Origin of the sequence: Mesobaculum littorinae (assembly GCF_004011175.1) — a bacterium.
In the GTDB taxonomy this organism is placed as follows: Bacteria; Pseudomonadota; Alphaproteobacteria; order Rhodobacterales; family Rhodobacteraceae; genus Tranquillimonas; species Tranquillimonas littorinae.
In genome coordinates, this window is sequence record NZ_RQXX01000003.1 from 212,833 (window position 1) to 232,758 (window position 19,926).

19 protein-coding genes and 1 pseudogene are annotated in these 19,926 nt (G+C 68.8%); 15 read left to right on the top strand and 5 right to left on the bottom strand.

Features of this window, described 5'->3' with window-relative positions; genetic code table 11:
* Positions 1 to 92: 92 nt before the first annotated feature.
* Positions 93 to 860, bottom strand: a complete 768-nt coding sequence (locus EKE94_RS18765) for a hypothetical protein (RefSeq protein WP_206615057.1) — start codon at positions 858 to 860, stop codon at positions 93 to 95.
* Between the two features lie 275 nt (positions 861 to 1,135).
* Between EKE94_RS18765 and EKE94_RS10205 the strand changes: the two genes are divergently transcribed.
* From EKE94_RS10205 to EKE94_RS10235, 7 genes are all read left to right on the top strand, one after another.
* Positions 1,136 to 2,881 carry a type I secretion system permease/ATPase gene (locus EKE94_RS10205; protein WP_127906510.1) on the top strand — a complete coding sequence of 582 codons (1,746 nt, stop codon included), beginning with the start codon at positions 1,136 to 1,138 and terminating at the stop codon, positions 2,879 to 2,881.
* Positions 2,882 to 2,919: 38 nt separating this feature from the next.
* On the top strand, positions 2,920 to 4,185 hold the full coding sequence (locus tag EKE94_RS10210) for an HlyD family type I secretion periplasmic adaptor subunit (RefSeq protein ID WP_407940897.1): 1,266 nt from the start codon (positions 2,920 to 2,922) through the stop codon (positions 4,183 to 4,185).
* Positions 4,186 to 4,481: 296 nt separating this feature from the next.
* Positions 4,482 to 4,943, top strand: a complete 462-nt coding sequence (locus EKE94_RS10215) for a RidA family protein (RefSeq protein WP_127906512.1) — start codon at positions 4,482 to 4,484, stop codon at positions 4,941 to 4,943.
* Positions 4,940 to 5,725, top strand: coding sequence for a glycerophosphodiester phosphodiesterase family protein (locus tag EKE94_RS10220; protein ID WP_127906513.1), 786 nt, complete (start codon positions 4,940 to 4,942; stop codon positions 5,723 to 5,725). Before EKE94_RS10215 ends, EKE94_RS10220 begins: the two co-directional genes overlap by 4 nt.
* Before the next feature lie 65 nt (positions 5,726 to 5,790).
* Positions 5,791 to 6,972 carry a GNAT family N-acetyltransferase gene (locus EKE94_RS10225; protein WP_127906514.1) on the top strand — a complete coding sequence of 394 codons (1,182 nt, stop codon included), beginning with the start codon at positions 5,791 to 5,793 and terminating at the stop codon, positions 6,970 to 6,972.
* The gene (locus EKE94_RS10230) at positions 6,972 to 7,268 is read left to right on the top strand and encodes a 4a-hydroxytetrahydrobiopterin dehydratase (RefSeq protein ID WP_127906515.1); all 297 of its coding nucleotides are present in this window, start codon (positions 6,972 to 6,974) and stop codon (positions 7,266 to 7,268) included. The genes EKE94_RS10225 and EKE94_RS10230 overlap by 1 nt, the downstream gene beginning before the upstream one ends.
* A complete protein-coding gene (locus EKE94_RS10235) occupies positions 7,265 to 8,194 on the top strand; it encodes a mechanosensitive ion channel family protein (RefSeq protein WP_127906516.1) in 930 nt (309 codons plus the stop codon). The genes EKE94_RS10230 and EKE94_RS10235 overlap by 4 nt, the downstream gene beginning before the upstream one ends.
* Positions 8,195 to 8,421: 227 nt before the next feature.
* On the opposite strand, the gene EKE94_RS10240 is transcribed toward EKE94_RS10235, so the two are convergent.
* Complete coding sequence (locus EKE94_RS10240; protein WP_127906517.1) at positions 8,422 to 8,910, bottom strand: peroxiredoxin; 489 nt, start codon at positions 8,908 to 8,910, stop codon at positions 8,422 to 8,424.
* Between the two features lie 87 nt (positions 8,911 to 8,997).
* Here EKE94_RS10240 and EKE94_RS10245 point away from each other — a divergent pair, with 87 nt between their 5' ends.
* The 8 genes and pseudogenes from EKE94_RS10245 (at position 8,998) to EKE94_RS10280 (ending at position 15,302) form a co-directional block, all read left to right on the top strand.
* Entirely contained in the window at positions 8,998 to 10,206 is a 1,209-nt protein-coding gene (locus EKE94_RS10245; protein ID WP_127906518.1) for an NAD(P)/FAD-dependent oxidoreductase, read from the top strand.
* A 76-nt stretch (positions 10,207 to 10,282) separates the two neighbouring features.
* Positions 10,283 to 10,852 (top strand): annotated as a pseudogene (gene rsmD, locus EKE94_RS10250) (16S rRNA (guanine(966)-N(2))-methyltransferase RsmD); the annotation flags it as partial.
* A complete protein-coding gene (locus tag EKE94_RS10255; RefSeq protein ID WP_127906520.1) occupies positions 10,852 to 11,505 on the top strand; it encodes an HAD family hydrolase in 654 nt (217 codons plus the stop codon). The pseudogene rsmD and the gene EKE94_RS10255, both read left to right, overlap by 1 nt.
* Before the next feature lie 245 nt (positions 11,506 to 11,750).
* Positions 11,751 to 12,701 carry an LPS export ABC transporter periplasmic protein LptC gene (gene lptC / locus EKE94_RS10260; protein ID WP_127906521.1) on the top strand — a complete coding sequence of 317 codons (951 nt, stop codon included), beginning with the start codon at positions 11,751 to 11,753 and terminating at the stop codon, positions 12,699 to 12,701.
* A complete protein-coding gene (locus EKE94_RS10265; RefSeq protein WP_127906522.1) occupies positions 12,698 to 13,204 on the top strand; it encodes an LptA/OstA family protein in 507 nt (168 codons plus the stop codon). The genes lptC and EKE94_RS10265 overlap by 4 nt, the downstream gene beginning before the upstream one ends.
* 86 nt (positions 13,205 to 13,290) lie before the next feature.
* Positions 13,291 to 14,025 (top strand): LPS export ABC transporter ATP-binding protein, encoded by a 735-nt coding sequence (gene lptB / locus EKE94_RS10270; protein WP_127906887.1) that lies wholly within the window; start codon positions 13,291 to 13,293, stop codon positions 14,023 to 14,025.
* Between the two features lie 186 nt (positions 14,026 to 14,211).
* Positions 14,212 to 14,790 (top strand): ribosome hibernation-promoting factor, HPF/YfiA family, encoded by a 579-nt coding sequence (gene hpf, locus EKE94_RS10275; protein ID WP_127906523.1) that lies wholly within the window; start codon positions 14,212 to 14,214, stop codon positions 14,788 to 14,790.
* Positions 14,791 to 14,837: 47 nt separating this feature from the next.
* Positions 14,838 to 15,302, top strand: coding sequence for a PTS sugar transporter subunit IIA (locus EKE94_RS10280; protein ID WP_127906524.1), 465 nt, complete (start codon positions 14,838 to 14,840; stop codon positions 15,300 to 15,302).
* 302 nt (positions 15,303 to 15,604) lie between these two features.
* On the opposite strand, the gene EKE94_RS10285 is transcribed toward EKE94_RS10280, so the two are convergent.
* From EKE94_RS10285 to EKE94_RS10295, 3 genes are read right to left on the bottom strand one after another with little or no spacing between them, the layout of a single operon-like run.
* The gene (locus EKE94_RS10285; RefSeq protein ID WP_127906525.1) at positions 15,605 to 17,032 is read right to left on the bottom strand and encodes a nodulation protein NodH; all 1,428 of its coding nucleotides are present in this window, start codon (positions 17,030 to 17,032) and stop codon (positions 15,605 to 15,607) included.
* A gap of 4 nt (positions 17,033 to 17,036) precedes the next feature.
* Positions 17,037 to 18,734 (bottom strand): DUF5927 domain-containing protein, encoded by a 1,698-nt coding sequence (locus EKE94_RS10290; RefSeq protein ID WP_127906526.1) that lies wholly within the window; start codon positions 18,732 to 18,734, stop codon positions 17,037 to 17,039.
* A complete protein-coding gene (locus tag EKE94_RS10295; RefSeq protein WP_127906527.1) occupies positions 18,731 to 19,741 on the bottom strand; it encodes a glycosyltransferase family 2 protein in 1,011 nt (336 codons plus the stop codon). Before EKE94_RS10295 ends, EKE94_RS10290 begins: the two co-directional genes overlap by 4 nt.
* Positions 19,742 to 19,926 lie beyond the last annotated feature (185 nt).

Genomic DNA, 19,926 nt, shown 5'->3' on the forward strand with positions numbered 1-19,926 from the left:
ATCCCCTCACCAGTTTGCGAGGAGTTCATTCGGGTATTGCCCCCGGGCTGAAAGCTCGGGGTTGTACAATGCGCCGCCCGATCGCGCGGGGGTCAGTCCTCTTCGGGATCGGTTTCGTCTTCGGCAGGCCGGGGCAGCGCATCCAGGGTCGCGGGGGGCGATCCGGGCTGGGTGTCGTCGGCCGGGTCTGGATCCGTTCGTTCTTCGTCCGATCGTTCCTCGTCGGCCTGCTCTTCGTCGCCCTGCTCCTCATCCGCCTGCTCTGCAGGCTCATCGGAAGCCCCTGGCACGGCTGCCTCCGGCACCGCGTCCTCGGGGTCGACGGCGTCGAGGTTCAGCGCGTCGGGATCCGTCTCCTCGACCTCGGGCGCGTCGGTTATGCCGATCTCATCGGCCGAGACGACGATGCCGGTCGCGGGGTCGGCCGGGCAGGATTCGTATTTGAAGGCATAGCCGTCGAAGGCCACGATCAGCCCGTCATCCGCCGCCCGCATCAACAGAGCGCGGCGGGTGAACTCCCCCTCCTCTCCGTCGCAGACGAGGTCGTAAAGCTGCGCATCCATGTCGCGCACGTTGACAGGCACCGTCAGACGGCAGGTCGTGCCCACGCCTTCGAACACGCCATCGAGGATGCGCACGGCACCCCCCTCCTGCCCGACGCGGGTGCAGTCGGAGGTCGGGGTGACGCGGTAGATCCCTTCGTATTCTTCCTGCGCGGCGGCCGGCCCGGGAGCCAGCCCAAGAAGGAGCAGGGCGACACCACAGATCGCCGCGAGCCGCCCGCGCAGCGAGCAAAGCCGTTGTGCAGGCCCGCCCGCCCCAGCGTGACGGCCTGCCTGTATGACATGGGCAGGTCTCATGGCCGGATACTATACCCGCCCTGCGCCGCACCGCCAGAGACGGATAATGAAGAGACAGCTAAAATGCGCCTCGGCTTCCCGTCCCCGACCGGCGGCCCGCCGGTCGCCGCCGAATATTCCCACTATTTAGCGAAGATCCGAGTCATCTGACGCTTTGCCGCCCCCTCCGCTCAATCTATACTGACCGATATCGCATTTGCCCGATTCAGGTTAATATCACGATGGTTGCGCGGCTTCCGGCGTCGCGGCCCGGTTGGAGGAGAGGACGGGCAGGTATGGCAACGCGGCAGACCGCGGATCTGCGCAAGGGGCGGAAAGAACTGGCCCAGGTCAGGGCGGAAAGCCGACACCTGTTCGCGACGGTGGGCATCTTCAGCGTCTTCGTGAACATGCTGATGCTGACCGGTCCGCTCTTCATGCTGCAGGTTTACGACCGCGTGCTGGGATCGCGGTCCCAGGAAACGCTGCTGGCGCTCTTCGTGCTGATGGCGTTCCTGTTCCTGATGATGGGCGTTCTGGACTATGCCCGCGGCCGTATCCTCGCCCGTGTCGGCGCGCGTTTCCAGGACCGGCTGGACCGGCGCGTCTTTGCCGCGATGGTGCGCAAGGCCACGGTCATGCCCTCGGGCGACGACGCACAGAACAACCTGCGCGACCTCGAAGCCGTGCAACGCCTGTTGTCGGCGCCGATCCTGACGGCGATCTTCGACATCCCGTGGACCCCGATCTTCCTGCTCGGCATCGCGATCTTCCACCCTGTCCTGGGCGCCGCCGCCCTGGTGGGCGGGCTGATCCTGGTCGGCGTCGCGGTGATGAACCAGGCCACCACGCGCGCCCCGGTGCAGGAGGCCAACATGTCGGCGATGCGCGCCGAGCGCATGGCCGAACAGATCCGGGTCGAGGCCGAAATGGTGCGGTCGCTCGGGATGCAGGACGCCGCGTTCACCCGTTGGCAGGAACTACGCGGCGAATCGCTGCGCCAGACGATCTCGGCCAGCGATCTTGGCGGCACCTATACCTCGGTCAGCCGCACCTTCCGCCTGTTCCTGCAGTCGACGATGCTGGCCATCGGCGCCTGGCTGGTTCTTCGCAACGAGGTCACGCCGGGCGCGATGATCGCAGCCTCGATCCTGCTGGGCCGCGCGCTGGCGCCGATCGACATGGCGCTGGGGCAGTGGCAACTGGTCCAGCGGGCGCAGCAGGGCTGGCGCAACCTTGCCGAACTTCTGAGCATGGTCGGCCAGGAACCTCCGCGCACCGCCCTGCCGCGCCCGCGCGCCAAGCTGGACGTGATCCAGGCCACGGTGATCCCGCCCGGGGCGCAGCAGGCGACGATCCGCATGGTGTCGTTCCAGGTCCAGCCGGGCGAGGCGGTTGGCATTATCGGCCCCTCGGGCGCGGGCAAGTCGACCCTGGCGCGCGCCCTGGTGGGCGTCTGGCGCCCCAGCGGCGGAAAGATCCGGCTGGATGGTGCGGCGCTTGAACAATACGAACCCGACATGCTGGGCCAGCATATAGGTTACCTGCCGCAGCGGGTGACGCTGTTCGACGGAACGATCGCGCAGAACATCGCCCGCCTGAAGCCCGACGCCTTGGATGCCGACATCGTCGAGGCGGCGAAGAAGGCAGCGGCGCATGACATGATCCTGCAGATGCCCGAAGGCTACGACACCCGGATCACCCCCGGTGGCGGGCGGCTGTCCGGTGGCCAGATCCAGCGCATCGGGCTGGCGCGCGCGATGTTCGGCAATCCGGTGCTGCTGGTGCTGGACGAGCCGAATTCGAACCTGGACAATCTCGGCTCGGAGGCACTGAACCACGCGATCCGGCAGGTGAAGGAGGCGGGCGGCTCGGTCCTGATCATGGCGCACCGGCCCGCCGCGATCCGCGAATGCGAAAAGCTGCTGATGCTCGAGGATGGAATGCGCCGCGCCTTCGGCCCGCGCGACGAGGTCCTGCGCGAAATGGTGGCCAACCACGGTGACATCGCCGGCCGCATCGGCGCGGGAAGCGTGACATGACCCCGCCGCAGACCCGCTGGGGCGCACGGTGGCCCGTCATGATCGGTCTCGTCGCGCTTGTCCTCCTCGTCGGCGGCTTCGGCACCTGGGCGGCGACGACCACCATTTCGGGCGCCGTCATCGCCGGGGGCCAGATCGAGGTCGAGAGCAACCGCCAGGTCGTGCAGCATCCCGACGGCGGCGTGGTCGACGAGATCCTCGTCACCGAAGGCCAGCGGGTCGAGGCGGGCGAGGTCCTGATCCGGCTCGACAGCACCCTCCTGCGTTCGGAGCTCAATACCGTCGAAAGCCAGCTTTACGAGCTGATGGCCCGCCGCGCCCGGCTTGAGGCCGAGCGGGACGAGGCCGCGTTCGTGACCTTTCCCGACGCGCTGGTCGAGGCTGCGCAGGACAGTGCCATCGCTGCCGAACTGATGCAGGGGCAGGAGCGCCTGTTCGAGGCCCGCAACGAAAGCATCGCCCGCGAGGTCGAGACGCTGGAGCGTCAGAGCCAGCAGATCGAGGACCAGATCGAGGGGATCGAGGCCCAGCAGACCGCGCTGCAATCCCAGCTTTCGCTGATTTCGCAGGAGCTGGAGAGCCAGCAGTCGCTGTTCGACCGCGGCCTGGCACAGGCCAGCCGGGTGCTGTCGCTGCAACGTGAATCCGCCCGGCTGAGCGGCACGGTGGGCGAGCTGACCGCGAATGCCGCCCAGGCGCGCGAACGGATCAGCGGGATCGAGATCGAGACGCTGAAACTGGGCACGAACCGCCGGGAGGCCGCGATAACCCAGACCCGTGACCTGCAATACCGCGAGCTGGAGCTGACCGAGCGGCGCAATTCCCTGCGCGAGCGTCTGTCGCGGCTCGACATCACCGCACCCGTCGACGGCGTCGTCTACGACCTTCAGGTCTTTGCCGAACGGTCGGTGATCCGCCCCGCGGACCCTGTGCTCTACCTCGTGCCGCAGGACCGGCCGCTGGTGATCTCGGCCAGGATCCTGCCGATCCATATCGATCAGGTCAGCGTGGGACAGCAGGTAACGCTGCGTTTCTCGGCCTTCAGCGCCCGCACCACGCCCGAACTATTCGGCCACGTCACACGGCTGTCGGCGGATGCCTTCACCGACGAACGCACGCAGCAATCCTACTATCGCGCCGAGATCCGGCTGGACGAGGGCGAGATCGCGAAGCTGCCCGGGCAGCTGGCCCTGATCCCCGGCATGCCGGTGGATGCCTTCATCCGCACCGATGACCGCACGCCGATGGCCTTTCTCGTGCAGCCGCTGTCGGACTACTTCTCCCGCGCCTTCCGCGAGGGCTGACAGGCCACCGGGCCCTGCGCCCTGAGACGGGCGCACCCGCCGATCTTTGCAACCGACCGCGGAACAGCCGTGTGGCGACGACCGGCCATGCTACCGCCGGGTCCAGCGGCCCCGTGGATCCAGACCGCCGGGACCGACGGCCTTGCCCGACGGGCCATTCGCCGTGTCGCACCTCCGCTGACGGCGCATGTGCGTGCATAACCGCCCGCATTTGCCACCGGCTCCCCTTGCCCTCTTCCGCCGTTCGGTCCAGCGTCGCGCGCGACGGCCCCCGGGCCCCTGCAACGGAGCGGAAGATGAGCGATATCGAAACCCGACTGGCCGAGCTCGGCGTGACCCTGCCCGAGGCGCCGGTGCCTGCGGCGAACTACGTGCCCTTCGTGCGCACCGGCGACCTGGTTCACATCTCCGGCCAGATCTCGATGCGCGACGGCGAGCTGGTGCTGGGCAAGCTCGGCGCCGACATGGAGGTGCCCGAAGGCACCGCCGCCGCCAAGCAGTGCGCGATCAGCCTGCTCGCCCAAGTGCGGGCGGCCTGCGACGGCGACCTCAACCGGCTTGTGCGGGTGGTCAAGCTGACCGGCTTCGTCAACTCGACCGGTGACTTCACCGACCAGTCCAAGGTGATCAACGGCGCCTCGGACTTTCTGGTCGAGGCGCTGGGCGACGCAGGTCGGCACGCCCGCTCGGCGGTGTCGGCCGCGTCGCTGCCGATGGGCGTCGCGGTCGAGATCGAAGGCATCTTCCAGATCCGATGACCCGCCCGCCCTCTGCCCCGCCGCTGCCCGCGGCCTTTCTTTCGACCCCGATCGCGCATCGTGCCCTGCATGATCGCGCGGCCGGACGTCCCGAGAATTCGCGCGTGGCCATCGCCGCCGCGGTTGCGGCGGGATACGGCATCGAGATCGACGTGCAGATGTCCGCGGACGGCCGCGCGATGGTGTTCCACGACGACGCCCTCGACCGGCTGACCGAGGCGACGGGCCCGCTGCGCGCCCGCGACGCCGACACCCTCGGCGCCATCACCCTGCGCGATGGCGCCGAGGGAATTCCGACCCTGCGCGAGGTGCTTTCGCTGGTCGCGGGCCGGGTGCCCCTGCTGATCGAGGTCAAGGATCAGGACGGCGCGCTCGGCCCCCGCACGGGCGATCTGGAGCGGGCCGTCGCCGGGGACCTCGCGGGATATGCCGGGCCCGTCGCGGTGATGTCCTTCAACCCGCACGCGGTGCGCCACCTTGCGCAGGCCGCGCCCGACCTGCCCCGGGGCCTGACCACCTGTGCCTTCGACCAGGCGGACTGGGACCTGCCCGCGGATCGCTGCGACGCGCTGCGCCGCATCGCAGCCTATGACGAGGTCGGCGCCAGCTTCGTCAGCCACCAGCACGGCGACCTTTCCGCGCCCCGCGTGGCCCAGCTGAAATCGCAGGGCGCCGCGGTGCTGTGCTGGACCATCCGCAGCCCCACGGAGGAAACCGCCGCGCGGCGCGTTGCCGACAACGTGACATTCGAAGGCTACACCCCGGCCCCCGTCCCGGCTTGACGCGTCGCGTGTCAGCGCCACCTTCGACGCTGACACGCACCCCCGCAAAGGATCCCGCCCCGCGCATGCCCCAAACGCGGATCGAACTGAACGTGCTCTCGGGCCTCGACCAGATCGCCCCCGAGAACTGGGACGCCTGCGCCGCGCCCGAGGCGACGGATGGCGCCCCGCCGCAGGACCCTTTTACTACGCACCGCTTCCTGAAGGCGCTCGAAGACAGCGGGTCGGTCGGGCCCGGCACCGGCTGGCAGCCGCGCCACCTGGTCGCCAGCGCCGATGGCGAGGTCATCGCCTGCGCGCCGCTTTACGCCAAGGGCAACAGCCAGGGCGAATACATCTTCGACCACAACTGGGCCCATGCCTACGAGCGGGCGGGTGGTCGCTATTACCCCAAGCTTCAGATGGCCGTTCCCTTCACCCCCGCGACGGGGCGTCGCTTTCTCACCCGCCCCGGACAGGCGGAAACCGGCATCTCGGCCCTGACGCAAGGGGCGGTGCAGCTTGCCTCCGAGAACGAGCTGTCGTCGCTGCACGTGACCTTCTGCACCGAGGCCGAGGCCATCGCGGGCGAGGCGATGGGCCTCATGCGCCGCAGCTCGCAGCAGTTCCACTGGGAAAACCGCGGCTACGCCGATTTCGACGCCTTCCTCGCCTCGCTCTCGTCGCGCAAGCGCAAGAATATCCGCAAGGAACGCCAGACCGCACAGGCCTTCGGCGGCGAGATCGTCGCGCTGACCGGCGACGACCTGCGCCCCCACCACTGGGACGCCTTCTGGCAGTTCTACCAGGATACCGGCGCCCGCAAATGGGGCACGCCCTATCTCACCCGCGCCTTCTTCGATCGGGTGCAGGAGACGATGCGCGACGACGTGCTGCTGGTTCTCGCGGTCCGCGACGGGCGGCCCGTCGCCGGCGCGCTCAACTTCATCGGCCGAGACACGCTTTACGGCCGCTACTGGGGCTGCGTCGAGGATCACCCCTGCCTGCATTTCGAACTCTGCTACTATCAGGCGATGGACCATGCCATCGCCCGCGGCATGGCCCGGGTCGAGGCGGGCGCGCAGGGCGAACACAAGTTGGCTCGCGGCTATCTTCCGGCGGCCACGCATTCGCTGCACTGGATCGCCGACGCGGGCTTCGCGCGGGCCGTCGCCGAATACCTGCAGGCCGAACGGGCGGCGGTGGACGAGGACATGGAAATCCTTACAAGCTACGGCCCGTTCAGAAAGGTGACCTCGGAGGAGTAATGGCCGAAAAACTGACCCAAACCGAGCGGGACGAAGATCTCGCCCCCCTGCTCGCATCGGGCTGGAGCATGGTCGACGGGCGCGACGCCATCGCCCGAAGGTTCGAGTTCCGCAACTTCATCGAGGCCTGGGGCTTCATGACCCGCGCCGCGATGCAGGCTGAAAAGCTCAACCATCACCCCGAATGGTCGAACGTCTACAATACCGTCGACGTGACATTGTCGACCCATGATGCGGACGGGCTGACCGCGCTCGACGTGAAACTCGCCAAGCGTATGGACAAGCTCGCCAAATGATCGAAGACCTTCTCAATTTCCGCATCGCCGGCACCAGCCTCGGCGACCTCCTGACGCTCGAATTCCTCATCGGCCTGCTGGGCGACGTGCTGACCGCGATCGTGATCCTCGTCGTGGGCTTCTTCCTTGCGGGATGGGCCAGCCGCCGGGTGCGCAACATCGGCGGACGCAACGCGCATCTCGACGTGACGCTGTTCTCCTTCCTGGGGAATATCCTGCGCTACGCGATCATCGCCTTCGCGATCCTCTTCGTGCTCAACACCTTCGGCATCCGCACGACCAGCGTCGTCGCCGTCATCGGTGCCGCCGGTCTGGCCATCGGCCTGGCGTTGCAGGGCACCTTGTCCAACGTGGCGGCAGGCGTGATGATCGTCTTCTTCCGCCCGATCAAGACCGGCGACTTCGTCGAGGTCAACGGCCAGATGGGCACGGTCAAGGAGATCACGCTGAACTTCATCGAAATGGCGTCGATCGGCAACGTGCAGATCATCATCCCCAACAGCCAGGTGTGGGGCAACACGATCGTCAATTACTCGGGCTACGACAGCCGCCGGGCCGAATGGACCTTCGGCGTGGGTTACGGCGCCCACCTCGCCGATGCCGAACGCATCATCCGCGACACGATCATGTCCGACCCGCGCAGCTGGTCCGAGCCCGAGCCCTTCATCCAGGTCAACAACCTCGGCGACAGCTCGGTCGACTTCCTCGTCCGGGTCTGGTGCTCGGCAGCGGACTTCTTTGCCTACCAGGCCGACATGAAGCGCAAGGTGAAAGAGGCGCTCGACGCGGGCGGAGTGCCGATCCCCTTCCCCTCGCGCACGCTCTACATCGAAGAAACGGACAGCCGCCCGACCATCGCCCCGGACCGGCGCATCACTTCCGAGACGACCGACCGCTCGGAAGACGACGAGGGCCTGACCGGCTAGACCGCCCCAGGGTCCACACCTCGACACCCGCGGTGCCGCTTGCGGCCCCGCGGGCTCTCCGGTCTTCTTCTCTTGAAAAATACTCCCGCCGGAGGCCCCGGCCCGCCCTCCCGCGATCCGCCGCCCCCAGGGCGGCGCGCCCGCCAGACACGGCGAGCGGCCCCAAGGGGGGCGCGCAAGGGGGGGGTCGTGGCGCGCCCAACCGGGGCGCGCCTCCGCCTGAGGGTTCAGAGCGTCTCCAGCAGCGCCTCGCCGCTCGACCGCTCGCAGACGCCGGGATTCTCCTCGGCCTGCAGTGTCTGCACCACGCCGTCCTCGACCACCATCGCGTAGCGCTTCGAGCGGTCGATCAGACCGGCGGGAAGCGCCGTGAAATCCATGCCGATGGCGGTGGTGAACGCCGCCTCGGGATCGCCCAGCATGGTGATCCCCGCCTCCGTGGCGCCGGTGCTCTCGCCCCAGGCCTGCAGCACGAAGGGATCATTGACCGAGATGCAGATGATCTCGTCCACGCCCTTGTCGTCGAACCCCTGCTTGGTCCGGATGAAGCTCGGCACATGGGCGGTCGAACAGGTGCCGGTGAACGCCCCGGGCAGCCCGAAGATCACCACCTTGCGCCCTTTCAGCCGGTCGCCCAGATGCACCTGCTCGGGTCCATCCGCGCCCATTTCGATCAGCGTCGCTCCCGGCAGCGTGTCGCCCTTTGCGATAGCCATGTCAGACCTGTCCTTTCATTGCATTGCCTTTGGGTTAACCCCCGATATAGGGTCCGGCCGCAAGGTCGGCCAGACGGGGGAGAGGACATGGCGCATCACGTTGTGATCGGCGGAGGCCAGGCAGGCGCATCGCTCGTGGCCAAGCTGCGGGCACAGAAATTCGAGGGCGAGATCACGCTGATCTGCGGCGAAGGCGTCCCCCCCTACCAGCGCCCTCCCCTGTCCAAGGCCTACCTGCTGGGCGACATGGACGAGGAACGCCTCTACCTGCGGCCCGAGAAATTCTACGAGGAAAAGAACATCCGACTGATGCTGGGCCAGCCTGTCACCGCGATAGACCCGGGCGATCGCAAGCTGACGGTCGGCGGGGAAACGCTCGTCTATGACGAGCTTGCGCTGACCACGGGATCGGTGCCGCGGCGCCTGCCGGCCGCGATCGGCGGCGATCTGCAGGGCGCCTACGAGGTGCGCACCCTGACCGATGTCGACGGCATGCAGCCCGCCTTCGAGAAGGGCAAGCGCGTGCTGATCATCGGCGGCGGCTACATCGGGCTCGAGGCCGCGGCCGTCGCGGCAAAGCTGGGGCTCAAGGTCACGCTGGTCGAGATGGCCGACCGCATCCTGCAGCGCGTCGCCTCGCCCGCGACGTCGGACTATTTCCGCGACCTGCATGCCGAACACGGGGTCGAGATCCATGAAGGCGTGGGGCTAGACCGCCTGCTGGGCGACACCCACGTCACCGGCGCACGCCTGACCGACGGCAGCGAGATCGAGCTCGATTTCGCCATCGTCGGCGTCGGCATCCAGCCCAATGTCGCGCTGGCCGAGGCCGCGGGCCTGACCATCGCCGACGGCATCGTCGTCGACGAGATGGGGCGCACCTCGGACCCGCATATCTGGGCGGCGGGCGATTGCGCCTCCTTCCCCCGGCAGGGCCAGATGCTGCGGTTGGAATCGGTGCAGAACGCCATCGACCAGGCCGAGGCGGTGGCCATCAACATGATGGGCGCAGAGGCCCCCTACCACCCGCACCCGTGGTTCTGGTCGGACCAGTACGACGTCAAGCTGCAGATTGCCGGGCTCTCCACCGGATACGACCGTGTCGTGGTGCGTGCGGGCGAGGGCCGCAGCCGGTCGCATTGGTATTACAAGGGCGACCGGCTTCTCGCCCTCGACGCGATGAACGACCCCCGGGCCTACATGGTGGGCAAGCGCCTGATCGAGGCCGGCAAATCCGCCGACCCCGAGGTGGTGGCCGATCCCGGCGCGGACCTCAAGGCGTTGATGACGGCATGACCGGCGTCGACCGCAAGACCCGCGGCCTCTCTCCGCGGCCCCGCACCCCGAACGGGGATCGCGGCGCGGGGTCCCGCGCATGAGGATCGTCGGCGGCACCCTGCGTGGCCTGACGCTGGCCGAGGTCGGCGCCGGCGACACGGCGGCGCACCTGCGCCCCACCACCGACCGGGTGCGCGAGGCGCTGTTCAACCTGCTGGCGCACCGCCCCGGGGGCGACCCCGTTGCGGGCGCCCGTGTGCTCGACCTCTTCGCGGGCACCGGGGCGCTGGGACTCGAGGCGCTGTCGCGCGGCGCGGCACAGGTCACCTTCGTCGACGACGGCGCCACCGCCCGCGCCCTGATCCGCGAGAATATCGACAAGGCGCGCGCCCACGGCACCACCCGCCTCTACCGCCGCGACGCAACCGCGCTGGGGCCCAACCGTGGTGCGGCCTTCGACCTTCTGTTCCTCGACCCGCCCTACGGGACGGGGCTGGGCGAAGCCGCCGTCGCCTCGGCGCTGGAAGGCGGCTGGCTTGCTCCCGGCGCGCTGGTCGCGTGGGAGGACAGCCAGCCCCCCGTCCTCCCCGCGGGCCTTACGCCCGAGGACGAACGCCGCTACGGCGACACCCGGCTGACCTTCGCCCGGGTGGCGGACGCCTGATGGCCCCCGACCTCGTGATCTTCGACTGCGATGGCGTGCTGGTCGACAGCGAGCCCGCAGCGCTGGATGTCCTGACCGCGAACCTGCGGCGGCACGGGCTGGACCTGAGCCACGACGCGGCCGAACGGCTGTTCGTCGGTGGCACCATGGCAGGCGCCGGAGACGCGGCGCGGGCCCGTGGCGCAGACCTGCCGGACGACTGGATCGACGGGATCTATGCCGAGATCTACGACCGGCTGCGGCAGGGCGTGGCGCTGGTGCCCGGCGTGGTCGCGCTGCTCGACCGGCTGGAGCGGGCCGGCATCCCCACCTGCGTGGGATCGAACGGCGCCGAAGAAAAGATGGCCATCACCCTCGCCCCCTCGGGCCTGCTCGACCGCTTCGCTGGGCGGATCTACTCGGCCCACACGCTGGGCGTGGCAAAGCCCGACCCGGGCCTCTTCCTCGCCGCGGCCCGGGCCTTTGGCGCGGCACCCGACCGCACGACGGTGATCGACGATTCCCCCACGGGCGCCCGGGCGGCCCGGGCTGCGGGGATGGCCTGCATCGGCTTTGCCGCGCGCACCGATCCCGCCCGGCTGATCGCCGAGGGCGCGACCGTCGCCCGCGACATGGAGCAGGTCGCGCGCATGCTCGACCTGCCCCCGGCCTGACGCGCGCCGCGTCTTGGGGCATCCGCGCACCGGGCCAGCATAGGGGGAAGGCACCGGGGGGGAGAGACACGGGGCACGGCCACGACCCGGTGGCCGTCATGCGCCGGCGGGTCTGGCGCAGGCACCCTACCAGCCCCGGCGCAGGGCGGTATCCCCCCTGCCAGACCTAGCGCCCGGCCCCCCGCCCCATTACGTAGACGGACGAAAGACGGCGGGGCGGCCAAGCAGGGCGGGAAGGGCGGCACATGGCGCGATACGACAACGGCTATTCCCGAGCGGTGGCCCTGGCCAAGGTGGTCCTGCCGCTGGCCGCGCTGGTGATCCTGTCGACGCTGTTCCTGGTGTCGCAGCGGATCGACCCGGACCAGGCGGTGCCCTACTCCACGGCCGAGGTCGACGAGATCCTGCGCGAGCAGCGTGTCGAGCGGCCGCGCTATTCCGGCGTGGCGCGGGACGGTGCGGCGATCGCGGTTGCCGCGCAAAGCGCCCGTCCGATGAGCGAATCGCAGGACCTGACCGCCGACGGCCTGACCGCCCGGATTGACACGCCCGACGGCGGCTGGGTCAAGCTTGCCGCCGGCGAAGGCAGGATCGCGCAGGACCAGACCAGCGTGCGGATGGAGGGCGCGGTGCGCATCCAGTCGGCCACCGGGCTCGACGTCACGACCGACGCACTGACAGCCGATTTGGGCACCGCGACCTTCGTCACCGACGGACCGATCGAGGCACAAAGCCCAATGGGCCGGATCACCGGCGGACGGCTAAGGCTGGACCGGGCGGCGGCAGTCCCCGGCGCCGCCGAGGACGCGGGCCCCGCTACGACCTCCGGGACTGCCGCAACACCTGATGCAGACCCTGCCGGAAACCCATCGACGCCCGCCCCCGTGACCAGTGAAAAGCCCGGGACGCAGGCAGCGTCGCAAGCGGAGAGGTCCTCGACCGCTGCCGGCGAACGCGCAGCGGAAAGCGTGGACGCGGCGCGCGGGACGGCAACCGACCCCAACGCTGCGTCGGAAGCGCAGCCCCTGGACAGACCGATCGACCTTGACCAGTCCGACCCGGCCCAGTCAGACGCAAGCTCCTCAGACCCCGGCCACTCTCGCAGCCCGGCTGCGGCGCCCTATGTTCTGGATTTCACCGACGGCGTGCGGCTGGTATACCTGCCCGCGGAACGACAGGAGGGGGACGCCCCGTGAACCACTTCGCCCGAGCCACGGCGCTTGCCCTCGCAGCCGCACTGCTGCCTGCGACCCTCGCCGCACCGGTGCTGGCGCAAAGCGCGACCATCGCCTTCGACGGGCTGCAACAGGACACGTCGCAACCGGTCGAGGTGACGGCCGACAGCCTGCAGATCGCCCAGGCCGACGGGGCCGCGACCTTTACCGGCAACGTTCTGGTGGCCCAGGGCGACATGCGGATGGCGGCGGGGCAGGTCCGCGTCGCCTATGCCGCCGAGGGCGGGCGCATCGCCCGGATGCACGCCTCGGACGGCGTGACCTTCACCGCGGGCGACGAAGCCGCCGAATCGCGGGAAGCCGTCTATGACATCGACGCAGGCACCCTGGTGATGACCGGCGACGTGGTCCTGACGCAGGGGCAGAACGCCCTGTCCTCGAACCGGCTGAGCATCGACCTGACCACCGGGACGGGCACGCTTGAAGGCGGGGTGCGCACCGTCTTCCAGTCCGGCGGCAACTGAACGGCCGCCGATTCGTGACCTCTGCGCCCCCTTCCGATGCCGGGCCTGCCCCGGCCCGTGCCCCGACCACGGCCGCAACCTCCCCGCTGCCCGACGGCGCGGGGCTGAGCATCCGTCACCTGCGCAAGAGCTATCGCAAGCGCACGGTGATCCGCGATGTCAGTCTGGACCTCGCGCGGGGCGAGGTCGTGGCCCTGCTGGGGCCCAATGGATCGGGCAAGACGACCTGTTTCTACTCGATCGCCGGGCTGGTCTCGCCCGAGGGCGGGCACGTCGCGATCGACGGGCGCGACATCACCCGGCTGCCGATGTACCGCCGCGCCAAGCTGGGGATCGGCTACCTGCCGCAGGAAGTGTCGATCTTCCGCGGCCTGACGGTCGAGCAGAACATCCTCGCGATCCTCGAGATCGCCGAACCCGACCGCCACAAGCGGCGCCAGCGGCTTGAGGATCTTCTGTCGGATTTCTCGATCACCCACCTGCGGCAGGTCCCCGCACCCGCCCTGTCGGGGGGCGAACGGCGGCGCACCGAAATCGCCCGCTGCCTTGCCGCCGATCCGAAATACCTGCTGCTCGACGAACCCTTCGCGGGCGTCGACCCGATCGCGGTGGGCGAGATCCGCGGTCTGGTCGCCCAGCTGAAGACCCGCGGCATCGGCGTGCTGATCACCGACCATAACGTGCGGGAAACGCTGGGAATCGTCGACCGCGCCTACATCCTGCACGAAGGTCACGTGTTGATGAGCGGGACCAGCGAAGAGGTCGTGCGCGACCCCAACGTGCAGCGGGTCTACCTGGGCGAAGGGTTTCGCATGGGCTAGGCGGGCAGCCCCCGCCGAGACCCCCCTGCTTTTCCCACATGTCGTTGACACCTTGGTAACATCTGGCGCCAAATGATCGGGATGCCGCCGATGGCGGACGTGCGCGATGCACCTTTCATGCGCCCGCGCGTTGCCAGGTGACATCCCATTCCGGTCGAAATGCCGGACATCATCGAAGGAGACATCATGCGGTACCAGATCAGCGGCAAACAGATCGATATCGGCGAAGCCCTGCAGGCGCATGTGCGCAGCGAGATCGACGAGGTCATGGAAAAGTACTCGGCACGTCCGACCGACGCGCTGGCCGTGTTCTCGAAATCGGGGTTCGAATACGCCTGCGAATGCGTGGTGCACCTGTCCTCGGGCCTGAGCGTCCAGGCCCGCGGCACCGCGCCCGAGATCTATGCCGCCTTCGATCAGGCGAACTCACGGATGGAAAAGCAGCTGCGGCGCTACAAGCGGCGTCTCAAGGACCATCACAAGGAGCGTCCGCAGCCTGTTGAACTCTCGTCCGCGGCCTCGTATATCCTCGCCGGCGCTGACGGGGAGGACGCAGAGGAACCTGCGGACCTGACGCCCATGATCATCGCCGAGATGGAGACGCGGATTCCGTCGCTTTCTGTCGGCGAGGCCGTGATGCAGATGGAGCTGGCAGGCGCCCCGGTGCTTGTCTTCCGGAACGAAAGACAGGACACCGGCGTGAATATCGTGTATCGTCGGGACGACGGGAACATCGGTTGGATCGACCCGAACGCGGCAAGCTGACCCGCGCTTGATCGGGCCGTCGACCAGGAAGTCAGAACAAGGCACTCATGGATCTATCGACCATCTTGTCGCCGGCGGCCATTCGTGTCGTCGGCTCGATCACCAGCAAGAAGCGCCTCTTTCACGAACTGGGCGATCTTGCCCGGCACGCCTACGGACTGCCCGCCTCGCACGCGATCGACGCGCTTCTGGACCGCGAAAGCCTTGGCCCCACCGGTGTGGGCCATGGCGTCGCCCTGCCGCATGCCCGGCTGCAGCAGCTGGATTGCGTGTCGGGGGTGTTTCTGCGGCTCGACCGTCCGATCGATTTCGGGTCGGTCGACCGCCAGCCGGTCGACCTGTTCTTCAGCCTCTTCGCGCCTGAATCGGCCGGGGTCGATCACCTCAAGGCGCTGGCGCTGGTGTCGCGCACCATGCGCGACCCGTCGATCTGCGCCAAGCTGCGCGCCAACGACGACCCCGCCACGCTGCATGCGATCCTGACGGCGGGCCCGGCGGTCAAGGCCGCCTGATCCCCGCCCGCCGAATGGCGGTTGCCCGAACGCTGATTACCTGAATACCGGCGGCCCGAAGACCGGCGCCCCGAAGACCGGCAGTCCGAAGACCGGCGCCCCGAGGCCCGTCCGCCCAAAAGCTGCCTGCCCGAAACCTGGCTTCCCGAAAGCTGCGCGCCACAAGGCCGCCCGCCCGGCAATCTTTTGACCTCCGGGCAGGGGTCTGGCGGCCTGAGCCCCCCCCATGCCCCATCGGGGGCGACCATGATGCGGCCATCGCACCCCGCCTTTCCCGCGGCGGCGCCTTGCGCGTCGCGCGATCAGCCCCGGGCGCGGAACCCGAACATCATGTAGTCGCGCTGGTAGATGCCGCGCACGATGCCCTCGACCTCGTCGTCGTAGATCTGGCCCAGCGGGATCGGACCTTCTTCGGTCCGGGGCGGCGCCGGCGGCGCGGCGGCGATTCCGGCAGCCTGGGCCAGCTGGTCCAGGCCGGTCGGCAGGCTGTCTTCCCGCAGCACCATGTCCGGCAGCAGGACCTCGGCCATGCCCTGCAGCACGGCTGACTGCGACGCCCAGGACGGATCGACCCGCAGGCTGGTCTGCCCCGCGATGTTCCCCCTGACGAAACCGGCGAAGGCCAGGAAGGCCGCCCGGTGCGCGGCCGCGTCCCACCCCGCGCCCGGTGCACCCTCGGGGATCGGCAGGCCGTATTGCAGGCGCAGAACCTCGCGCATTTCGCCAAAGCTTTCGGGGCCGGTCGACAGGATATGTCGGCAGAAGGCGCGGTGCAGCCGATCGACCGGGTGCCCGATCACGGTAAAGCTTCGGTGCCCCGGGTGGCGCCGTTTCCACTGGCGCAAATCCTTCTGCGACAGGCCGCGGCGCAGGTCGTCGCGCGACGTCGAATCAAGCGCCGCCAGCCATGTCTCGACCCGGTCGCGGTCCGTCCCCCGCACCGGCATATAGAGAACCGGCGCCTCGCGCGCCGCGACATGGCCGGGCACGGCGGGGCCGCGCCGCGGTTCGAAATCCGGCATCCGCCCCAGCGCGAAGGGGTCGAGCCGGGCCAGCGCGGCCTGCATCTCGTCGTAGTTCGCCACCTTGTCGCGCATCGTGCCGGGGTTCTGCACCTTGGTGCGGTCCGAGGGCCGGTCGATCCGTCCGGCGACGCCCAGGTACGCGGCGATGCCGTTCAGGACCGCCACATCCTGGATCTGGTCGTAGGAGATGTGGAACGCGGTCTGGCCCGACACCTGCAACCGCCGCTCGACCTCGGCACGAAAGGCGCCGGTCTGGTCCAGGTGACCGGCGAATTCGTCCGCATCGAAGGTGACCTGCGCGGTCCGGGCCTGCTTCATGTCGCCCAGTCGCCACTGCCCCGTCGACCGCGCGATCTTGAGGCTGACGTAGCTGTCCAGCGGGTTGCGGGTCAGCACGATCTTGGCGCAGCGGGGATCGTCGATGCAGCGTTCGAAAACCCGCGCATCGTGGTCGTGGAAGAACCGGAAGCCGGCGATCCCGTCGCTGCGGTCGCGCATCGCGCGCAACAGGCGGGCGGGATCCTCGTTGCGGTCTGCGATGTCGATCCCGGCCATCTGGGACTGACCGGCCCGGCCCATGAACTGCACGTTGAAGGCCTCGCCCCACATCGTGATTCCGGCGATCTTGCGCAGGTTCTCTTCGAGAAAGTTCGAGCCTGTCCGCATCTCGGCAAACAGGATGAAACTGTCGAACGTCTGGCTCATACGGTTACCTTGCGAAATAGCGTTTGCGGCGGTCCTGCGCGACCGGCGCGCTGTCGGGAGAGACGGGGAAATCCCCCATCAGGTGGGGCTGCATGCCTTCGTTCCGCAGGTTCTGCAGAAACTGGCCAAAGCCCGTCAGGTCCACCATGTTCGGCGCCTCGGTCAGGCGGCGGGCGTTCTTGGGGCCGACCTCGTCGATCACGGTCTGCAGGGGCTCCATCGGGGCGTCGACCAGATCGGCCATGCTCCAGATCCGCACCCGGGCCTTGGTCTGCCCGCGGCGCAGCAGGTCGAGATGCGCCGCCTCGATCCGCTGCAGCCGCGCCGCCGCCTTGCGCACCTGTGCGAAAGGCCGTTTCGATCGAAAGAGCGTCACCGCCCAGGCCCCGCTGACGACCCAGACCTGCGCGTTGGCATCCTCGGCGAAGAACCAGCCGATCCGCTGCACGTCGCGCGGACCGAAAAGCAGGCCCTGCCGTTCGCCCCGCGTGTTCCATACGAGGTTGGTCAGGAACGCCTCTGGGTTGTGGTCGCGCAGCTCGGCCCCGTCGTCGAGCGCCCCGGCAAAGGCGCGCTGGTTGTCCGCGAACTCGGCCCGGCGGGGCGCGAAGAGATGGCCATGCGCGCGCATCCCCGTGGCGCGGTGCAGCCAGGCGGGAAAGCCCTCGAACAGGTCGCCGAAGCCTTCGAACACCGCGTAGGGGGCGCAGGTCTTGCCGTTTTCCCACCCGGGGTTCGGGAACCGTCCGGGCATGTAAAGCCCCGCGCGCCCGCGCGTGCGCCGTTCGACCGCGCGGGCGAAAACGCGGTCGATCTTGCCCGGGTTGGGCTCGACCCCGCGGCGGGCGCCGGGATCGGGGGCGAGGAACATCTCGTACAGCCGGTCCGCCCGCGGCCAGATCTTGCGCGCGACAAAGCAGTCCGAGCGCCGCAGAAGCTGCAGGTGATCGTCGTAGAAGACATGCGGCTTGCCCTGGAAATCGAACTTCGACAGCGTCAGGGACCGGCTTTCCACCCGCCCGGGATGGCGCCGGACGAGGGTCTGGTAATAGCTTTCGTCGGGGATCCAGACCTTGGCGAAGTAGCGATCGAACTCGGCACGGCGCGGGTCGGTCAGGATCCGCTCCAGCGTGGCGCGGCTCAGGCACCACCACTGCGACCCCATGTGCGGGGTCAGCCCCTCGGGGATGCGACGGCGGACGCCCAGCCGCCGCTGCAGCTCGACATAGCGGTCGAAAAGCCGCCGGTGCCGCCGCCACGAGAACGGGAACCGCAGGGTAAAGCGTTCGGCGTCGAGACCGCCCACGGTCCACGGCACGTCCTCGGTGGTGACGCTTTCGATGAAGCTGGTGTCGGGCCGTGCGGCCAGATAGTCGATGAGGTCGGGCGTCGGCCTGAGCGGCAGGCAGGACCCCGAGGCAAGGTAGACGTGCCCGACCTGCGGAAACTCGCGCAGCATCACCTCGGCCGCGGTCTGCGACGCGGCCACCAGCGACCAGGTTCCCCATTCGCACCGCCAGCGCCCGCAGAAGCGGATGTTGTCATGCTCTTTCAGCGCGGTCGCCAGCGCGTCGTACTGTGCCTGCGGCACCCGGGCATCGACATGGATCACCACCGGGCAGCCATGCCCGGCCCAATGCCCCGCCACCTCGGCCGCGCGGTGCAGCGCCTCGTGGCACAGCATGACGAAGCCGACGCTCACGCCCAGTTTCCCGTCGACATCAGCCCGAGGATTTCGAGCTGGCGCCAGTTGATGTATTTCTCCGACCATTTGCACCACAGGTCGGGATCCTCGCGGACCCGCTTGTCGTAGGCCTTGTATTCGCGGCTGCCCGCGTAATGTTCGCCGCGTTTCAGTTCTTCGGCCGCCTTGCCGGTGATGGTGTCGAGGAACTTGGCATGCAGAAGACAGCCCGAGGTCTTCTCGCCCCCCGCCATGTCGTAGACAAGGTTCAGCCCCCGCGGAAGCAGCATGTGGGTCGAGCTGATGTAGGCGTAGGAGCGGTGCCACTTGACCAGCGGGATCTTGTTGAGCGCCGGCGCCTGATCCGGCCGGTCGGCAAAGAACACGCGCGCCCGCGGCCCGCCCTGGATCCACAGGTTCCACGTGTCCCAGTTCTTCGAGATCATGTAGTTGCCCGAATCGAACCAGCTGGCGGTGGCGAAGGGATCCGCGCCCTCGCGATAGGGCTGCCGGGTCAGCGGCCCCTTGGGGTACATGTCCAGCAGCAGCGTGCCGAGCGCCCGCACCTGGCTGGCATCCAGCCAGTCGGTCAGCGCCTGGATCGGACGGGTATCGCAGAACGGAAAGACCAGGAATTCGTCGACATCCACGGTCAGCGCCCAGTGCCCGTGGGCATAGCGGCGCAGCAGCCAGTTCATCCAGTCCATGCCGAACCGCGCCTTGCGGTAGGACTTGCGCGTGTGCCACAGCGACACGTCGCCCTGCTGCGCCAGGTAATCGGCCGACCCGTCGTCGGACCCGTTGTCGACGAAGAAGAAATGCTGGATGCCCATCGCGCGGTAGTAAGCGAGGAAATAGGGCAGGCGGATGCGTTCGTTGCGCAGGGTCGCGAACAGCAGGGTATCGCCCGGGCGCACCTCGGCGGTGCGGTCGGCGACCGACGTCAGCTCGCGCCGCTTGCGGAACGCGCGGATCAGCCGGACCCGGCGCCGGACGCGCAGCTTGTAGGCATCGACAAGCCCCATCGCTTTCCTCGTGACGTGCCGGGTGGAAAGGCCCCGCCGGCAAAACGGGCCGCACCGCGCGACCGCCGGGCGCAGACTAGTCCCGCGGGCGGCAAATCCCAACCGAAACGAGGGCCGTCCCGCCGCGTGGCACCCGAAGCCGCCCCCCGGGTTGCGGCGAGGTCACGCCGGGACAGGGCCGGGAC